The sequence below is a fragment of the Nocardia jiangxiensis NBRC 101359 genome, from assembly GCF_000308615.1.
In the GTDB taxonomy this organism is placed as follows: Bacteria; Actinomycetota; Actinomycetes; order Mycobacteriales; family Mycobacteriaceae; genus Nocardia; species Nocardia jiangxiensis.
The window spans coordinates 24839-31104 of the sequence record NZ_BAGB01000152.1 but is presented as its reverse complement, the minus strand read 5'-3'; the positions used below and the strand labels follow the sequence as shown (position 1 = coordinate 31104).

The 6266-nt window shown below is 65.4% G+C and carries 6 protein-coding genes and 2 pseudogenes; 2 read left to right on the top strand and 6 right to left on the bottom strand.

What is annotated here, in order from left to right; all coding sequences use genetic code 11:
- Positions 1-129 precede the first annotated feature (129 nt).
- The 5 genes and pseudogenes from ON40_RS36300 to ON40_RS54065 all read right to left on the bottom strand — a co-directional run bounded on the left by ON40_RS36300 (position 130) and on the right by ON40_RS54065 (position 3947).
- Positions 130-1074 (bottom strand): NADP-dependent oxidoreductase, encoded by a 945-nt coding sequence (locus tag ON40_RS36300; protein ID WP_040829858.1) that lies wholly within the window; start codon positions 1072-1074, stop codon positions 130-132.
- A gap of 173 nt (positions 1075-1247) precedes the next feature.
- Positions 1248-1584, bottom strand: a pseudogene (locus ON40_RS55030) (zinc-binding dehydrogenase); the annotation flags it as partial.
- Between the two features lie 175 nt (positions 1585-1759).
- Entirely contained in the window at positions 1760-2383 is a 624-nt protein-coding gene (locus ON40_RS36290; protein ID WP_040829857.1) for an antibiotic biosynthesis monooxygenase, read from the bottom strand.
- A 340-nt stretch (positions 2384-2723) separates the two neighbouring features.
- On the bottom strand, positions 2724-3383 hold the full coding sequence (locus tag ON40_RS36285; RefSeq protein ID WP_040829856.1) for a hypothetical protein: 660 nt from the start codon (positions 3381-3383) through the stop codon (positions 2724-2726).
- A 291-nt stretch (positions 3384-3674) separates the two neighbouring features.
- A complete protein-coding gene (locus tag ON40_RS54065; protein WP_218008921.1) occupies positions 3675-3947 on the bottom strand; it encodes a helix-turn-helix domain-containing protein in 273 nt (90 codons plus the stop codon).
- 650 nt (positions 3948-4597) lie between these two features.
- Here ON40_RS54065 and ON40_RS36280 point away from each other — a divergent pair.
- Positions 4598-5470, top strand: coding sequence for a lysophospholipid acyltransferase family protein (locus ON40_RS36280; RefSeq protein WP_051194109.1), 873 nt, complete (start codon positions 4598-4600; stop codon positions 5468-5470).
- Between the two features lie 211 nt (positions 5471-5681).
- On the opposite strand, the pseudogene ON40_RS36275 reads toward ON40_RS36280, so the two are convergent.
- Positions 5682-5900 (bottom strand): annotated as a pseudogene (locus tag ON40_RS36275) (response regulator transcription factor); the annotation flags it as partial.
- A gap of 16 nt (positions 5901-5916) precedes the next feature.
- On the opposite strand from ON40_RS36275, the gene ON40_RS36270 reads away from it, so the two are divergent.
- Positions 5917-6231, top strand: coding sequence for an MFS transporter (locus ON40_RS36270; RefSeq protein WP_157186653.1), 315 nt, complete (start codon positions 5917-5919; stop codon positions 6229-6231).
- Positions 6232-6266 lie beyond the last annotated feature (35 nt).

The following is a 6266-nucleotide window of genomic DNA, read 5'->3' as shown; positions in this document are numbered from 1 at the left end:
CGCGCACACCCTCAACACACGTCCGCGAAAGACGCTTGAGACACAGTCATTGCTGTGCATGGAAATTTGGTGGCGGACCCTGAGCTGACCTGTCATCGCCGGGGGCGGACGGTCGCTTTCCCTGAGTCCTCAGGGCCGGATGCGGATGATCGTCTTCCCGTTGATTCGCTGGGTCGGGTTGAAGGCCGCGACAGCATCGTCGAGAGTCGCGACGTGGCCGATGTGCGACCGCAGCCGTCCATCCACCACCCGCCGGGCGATCTGACCCAGTTGGGCGCGATCGGGCACGACAACGAAGTCGACCGCCAGGCCGTCGGTCGGCCGCGCCTCAGGCGGACCGGCGATGGTCACCAGTGTTCCTCCGGCTCGAACCAGACCCGCGGACCGCTTCCCGATGTCGCCGCCGAAGACATCGAACACCAGATCGACTCCGCCGACATCTTTCAACGCATCGTTCTCGAGGTCGACGAACTCCTGCGCGCCGAAGTCGAGCGCCGCCTGACGGTGGGCAGCGCGGCCGGTACCGATGACGTATGCGCCGTATTCGTGTGCGAGCTGTGTCGCCATCGAACCGACTGCGCCGGCCGCGCCGTGCACCAGGACGCTCTGCCCCGCCTGAAGACGTCCATGATCGAACAGTCCTTGCCACGCGGTCAGGCCCGTCATCGCGACGCTCGCGCCCACCGTGAAGTCGATGTCGCCCGGCAGCGGCGCAAGGTTGCGCGCCTCGACGACAACGTATTCTGCCAGCGTGCCGTCGCGGGTCCAGTCGGTAAGGCCGAACACCCGCTGTCCCACCGACAACCCCGTCGTTCCATAGCTCAGAGCGGTGACCACTCCAGCCACCTCGTGTCCGGGGATCGACGGCGTCCGGTCCCGGCCGAGGCGATCGATCCAGGTCGAGGGCCACTCCAGTTCATCCCCGGTGAATCCCGACGCATGAACTTCAACGACGACATCGCCGTAGTTCGCGCCCTCGAGACCGGCGAGCCTGGCCGCGTCCGGCTCGGGCCGCTCCGTCAGCGTCATCCCCGCCGTTCCCGCGGCCCGGTCCGTCACCACGATCGCTTTCATCCGACTACCTCCCTCAGTATCAGTCCTCGCCTACCCCGGTTTTGACATGGCGGGGTCTCCGTCGTCTGCGCGTTCTGTATGGATTGTCTCCGCGTTCTTCTTTATGGGCGAACCCGGATGATCGTCTAGCCCTTGACCCGCTCGATCGGGTTGAAAGCGGAAACAGCCTCGTCCAGCATCCCTCCCGCTCGAACCAGACCCGCCGACCGCCTCCCGATGTCGCCACCGATCACATCGAAAACCAGGTTTACGCGACCAGCGTTTTCCAGCGCATCATCGTCCAGATCGACGAACTCCCGCGCGCCGAAGTCGAGTGCCGCCTGCCGGTCCGCAGGGCGTCCGGTAGCGATGACGTAGGCGCCGGCCTCGCGAGCCAGCTGCATCACCACCGAGCCGACGCCACCAGCCACGCCGTGCACCAGGACGCTCTGCCCCACCTGGAAGACGCGCCTCGATGGCCACGTACTCCGCCAAGGTGCCGTCGCGGGTCCAATCCGCGAGCCCGAACACGAAGAAGACTTCAGCACAACCAGGGCCACGATCTGTAAAATCATCCGGCACAAAACATTTCCGCGCCTGGTCAACTGACGACAACCGCCGGGTGTCGGTCGCAGGATCGAATGTTCCGTGAGTTCGCGCGGATACTGCATCGCGGCGCCGTCGTCGTGACGGCGGCGCGGTGTCGTCATACCAGTTCGGGTACGTGCAGATGTGCGATCGCCAGCTCGAATTCACCGATGTCGGTCACTTCGACACCGGCTTGGCGGGTGGACTCACCCCGCAGGGCGGTCGCTCGCTGGCGATTGCGTTCCATCGCTTCGGTGCTGTCGTACGTGGCGCACGAGACGCCATGCCCGGTTGCCCGGTCGATCATCAGGCTGGCGCTGCAGAACCCGTCGAGCTCTTCCATGGCCGGCAGGGTCGCGGACTTGTACACCTGGGTCGCGGAGTCGAGGTGGTCCGGGGCGGTCCTGCCCCAGGTCGCGCCGACGCAGGCACCCTGGCGCGAGCGGTGATCGCGGTGCAGGACAGCGATCTCCCACTCCTGGACCTCGGCGTCGCTGCTGCTGAACATTTGTGCGGCGCGGTCGCGAATCGGAGACACCCGGGTCGCGCTGTCGCGCATCGCCTCTCGCGATTCCCATGCGCTGGTGGCGATGCACCGGCCGGTACGGCGATCGACCAGCAGGGACAGTCCTATACAGCCCGGTATGCCCTCCAGCTCGGGCATCACCTCCTCACGCATATGCGCAATCCCGGCATCGAGAGAGGACAGGTGTGCCTGGACAGTGGTAGAACGTGCGAACACGATCCACCTCCTCTGTAGCTGGGGCAGCGCCCCAGTGACGCCACCGGTGCCACTCACACTGCTCCGGTGCGGCCGCCCTGACAATAGCCCCGAGGTTGCTCACCCAACCCGGCCCGCGGCGCCGGGCGTGGTCCAACACTGATGTCCGAGGTCGGTCGGCACGCCCTGCGGCATTGATTGGCCAGCGAACGGCCCGACTTCACGCCGATCCGACGCCGCCAGTTCACATTCACAGGAGCTCCTGCCTGCTCCGTGTCGTCCTGTTCTTGGATCACATCTATCCGGTTTGGGGGATGAGCGCGGCCAAGGCATTGCGGCCGCGCCCAACCATGTCGAGGTTTCAGGGGAGCCGGTCCAGCAGCCACCGGCCCTGTTCTTCGGTCATCCATGAGGAATCTGCGGGCGATGCGGAGGCGTAGAGCGCGTCATCGAACATCGACAGGCCCGGATCGTCGTGAGCGGTGAGTTCTTCCAGATCGGGGACGCCGTCGGTGGTGATCTTCAAACTCGTGGGCAGCATGGGCATGTTGCCGACGTCGAAGAGGTCGTTTTGTTCATCGGCGGTGGGTTTGGTGCTGTCGAGGCAGAAGTAGACACCGACCTGGTGGTCGAATCCGGCGTATTCCCGCTCCGCCAGCACATACCGCGTCAGCAACCCCGCCCATCCGGCGCCGCCCAGGACTGTGCGCTGCTCACCCGGGCAGCGTCGTTTGGTCTCCATGACCGCGGATCTGACCGTGCCGACCGCGGTGCCCCAGTCCGCGTCGGTCTCGTAGCCGACCAGGATGATGTCCTTGCCGCGTCGGGCGAGCATGGTCCCGAGCGGATAGTCGGGACTGTTCACCGTGTCGGCGAACGCATCCAAGCAGGTGGCGTCGTGGTCACGGTCGGCGACCAGGATCACCGGCGCGCTCACCTGCGATCTATTGACCAGATACGCCCACGCGCTGCCCCCGTTGTCGAGCGTCCATTGCTGTGACGGTTTGCTTTTGACGGCCATGATCGAGCTCCTCCTGAAGAGTGAGAACGAACGAACCACCGGAAAGACAATCCGTGAATCTGCCGCCTCCCCGCACGGGTAACCGGCGGGAAGACGCGCCACCACCACGCTCGCGACCGGCGACCGGCCACACGAGCCAGTGACCACCGGACCGGAACAATGGTAGAAGAGCCCGCACCCGAGCGAAATAGTCTGCGCGAGTTGCCCGCTCACGCACCGAAACCTGCACCGCTCGGGGTATGCCACGCGCCGTGTCGGCTCGAGCCCCTTCGGCGCGCGCCAAAGGTGTCCTCAGGTGTTGAGGGTCGTGCGTGGGCACTGTCCGTAGTGGCGGTGATAGGCCGCGCCCCGAAGCTGGCCGGGTGGCCGATGCCCCTGCGGCGGTGATCGAGCCGACCGTGGCCCGGTGTCGGTGGTGCTGGTGAGGTGTTCCTCGTGGGTGCCGTGCAGCCGTATTCGTCGCAGATACTCCATCGGCGTCGTATCGAGGTGACCGCGGAACCCCAGCCCTAACGCCCGCACCGTCACATACGCCGCCGCGCCGGGCGGTTGGCATCGCTTCACCGGTTTGGTCGGATGCTCAACGCGGGCGTATCCAGCTGATCGACCATCACCCTCATACTCGGGATCGCTCGGGCCGGTCGGCCACCTGGGCGAATATGGTCGGCTGAGACCGGCGAGGTCGTGGGCGATCGCCGTGAGCCGGGATTGCACGGCCGCCGCGACACCGTGGCGGTCCTAGTTGGCTTGCTCCTCGAAGGCCATCCGTCGGTGAGCGCCACCGTACCAACCGAGGTGGGAGTGGTATTCGTTATCTGCGCGACTCCTCGTCCGACGGCCGAGATTGACCTCGGACCGAATACAGGTTCCGCAGCAGGAGCTCGGCACGAAAAAACTGCCGTTCCCTCCCGGCCGTCATAGCATCTTGACCGGGGAAGACCCTCTTCATCACAGTTTCCGAATGATTGCTCAAAAGTTGCTGACAATCGGTGGTTGTGGTGCAAGTATCAGCCGGTCTCGCGAGTTCGTCCCAGTCGGAATCCAACAGTCCACATGTGCGGTGCGGGCATTCGACGACTTCGTCGGAGAGGCGCAGCGCTGCGGCCGTCACCGATCCGCGATGGATCGACGTGGTAAAGACCAGACTTCTCTCCGGAATCAGGAGTGTGCGACGTGAGCAGGGTGATTGCGCTTCATGAGGTCGAGTTCCGGGCGTGGCGGTGAGCCTCGGCGATCTGGTTCGAGGCTCGGTCGCCGCGGGCGTGCGTGGCACGGCCGATTTCGCGCGCCGTCGCCTCAGCGGGGACTATCAGCTCGACGAGTTCGGTCTCGACGAGCATCTGCTCGAATCGGTCCTGTTGCCGGTACTGCGGCCGCTGGCGCAGGTGTGGTTCCGGGTGCAGGTCAACGGCATCGAGAACCTTCCCGAGTCCGAGGGCGCGCTGATCGTGGCCAACCATGCCGGTGTGGTGGCGCTGGACGGTTTGATGCTGCAGGTGGCCGTGCACGATCACCATCCCAAGCAGCGGGCGCTGCGCCTGCTGGCCGCCGACCTCGTCTTCGACCTGCCGATCGTGGGCGAGTTGGCGCGCAAGGCAGGACACACCCTGGCCTGCCCCGCCGACGCCGAGCGACTGTTGCGCACCGGCGAGTTGACGGGCGTGTTCCCCGAGGGTTTCCAGGGCGTCGGCAAGCCCTACCGTGAGCGCTACAAGCTGCAACGGTTCGGGCGCTGCGGGTTCGCCTCGGCGGCCATCAAGACGGGGGTGCCGATCATCCCGTGCTCGATCGTCGGCTCGGAGGAGATCTATCCCAAGCTCGCCGACATCAAGCCGCTGGCCCGGCAGTTCGGGCTGCCGTACTTCCCGGTCACGCCGCTGTTCCCGCACCTGGGCCTGCTGGGCGGTATCCCGCTGCCGTCGAAGTGGTACATCGAATTCGGCGAACCCATCACCACCGGCGCATACGGCCCGGGAGCCGCCGAGGATCCGGCGACCCGGTTCGAGGTCGCCAATCAGGTCCGCGAAACCATCCAGCAGACGCTGCACAAGCGACTCACCAGCCGCCGCAACCCGTTCACCGGCTAGGCCCACCGACCACTGGGATCGATGACGGCGTGGCGAGGGATATGGCGAAGACCTCCAGGTGAAGTGCGACTACTGAACGCACGCAATCACCTTCCGGAGGTCTTGTTGCCTCATCATTACGCTCCGTTGTCGCAGTCGGGTCGCGTGCTTGTGGTGCGTGAAGGAGGTGTCCGAGGGCAGCCCCTTGCGCCGCTACGCCGGTCAGGACCCGTCAACGATTCTGCTGTTCGGCGTTTTCTGTGATCCAGGCTGCGATCTGTGCGCGCGAGGTAAATCCGAGTTTGGTGAGGATGTGCTCGACATGGCCATCGGCGGTGCGTGGGGAGATCACCAGTTTGGCGGCGATCTGCTTGTTGGTGAGGCATTGGGCGATGAGGTCGGCGACCTGTCGCTCACGCTTGGTCAGATCCGGCGCGCAACTCCTGGCGGGAATCGCGCTCCTATTGATGTCGGTGCTGTCGGGGCATCACACGATCGCGTTCGTCTTGCTGGTCCTCGCGACCGCCGGCGTGTACGCCTACTCGCCCGGGTTCTGGGGCATTTCGCAGCAGATCTTTAACGGACCCCAGGCCGCGGTGTTGGTCGCGGGGGTCGCGTCGATCGGTCAGATCGGCGGCCTTGTAGCGCCCTACCTGTTCGGGATGTTCACCAGCATGACGGGCTCGACGAACGCGGGCATCGTCTATCTCGGGGTGGGGGTGCTCGTGGCCGCCACCATTATGGTTGTCTTCCGGTCGCGGTGGGTGCGCCCGTCGTCCTGAGCAGGGTTTGCTGAACGAGGTCTTAGCCTAGGCTA

Excerpts from the sequence above, each read along its gene's own strand:
- ON40_RS36270 (WP_157186653.1), top strand. The coding sequence starts at position 5,917 with ATGTCGGTGCTGTCGGGGCATCACACGATCGCGTTCGTCTTGCTGGTC.
- ON40_RS36300 (WP_040829858.1), bottom strand. The coding sequence starts at position 1,074 with ATGAAAGCGATCGTGGTGACGGACCGGGCCGCGGGAACGGCGGGGATG.
- ON40_RS36285 (WP_040829856.1), bottom strand. The coding sequence starts at position 3,383 with ATGGCCGTCAAAAGCAAACCGTCACAGCAATGGACGCTCGACAACGGG.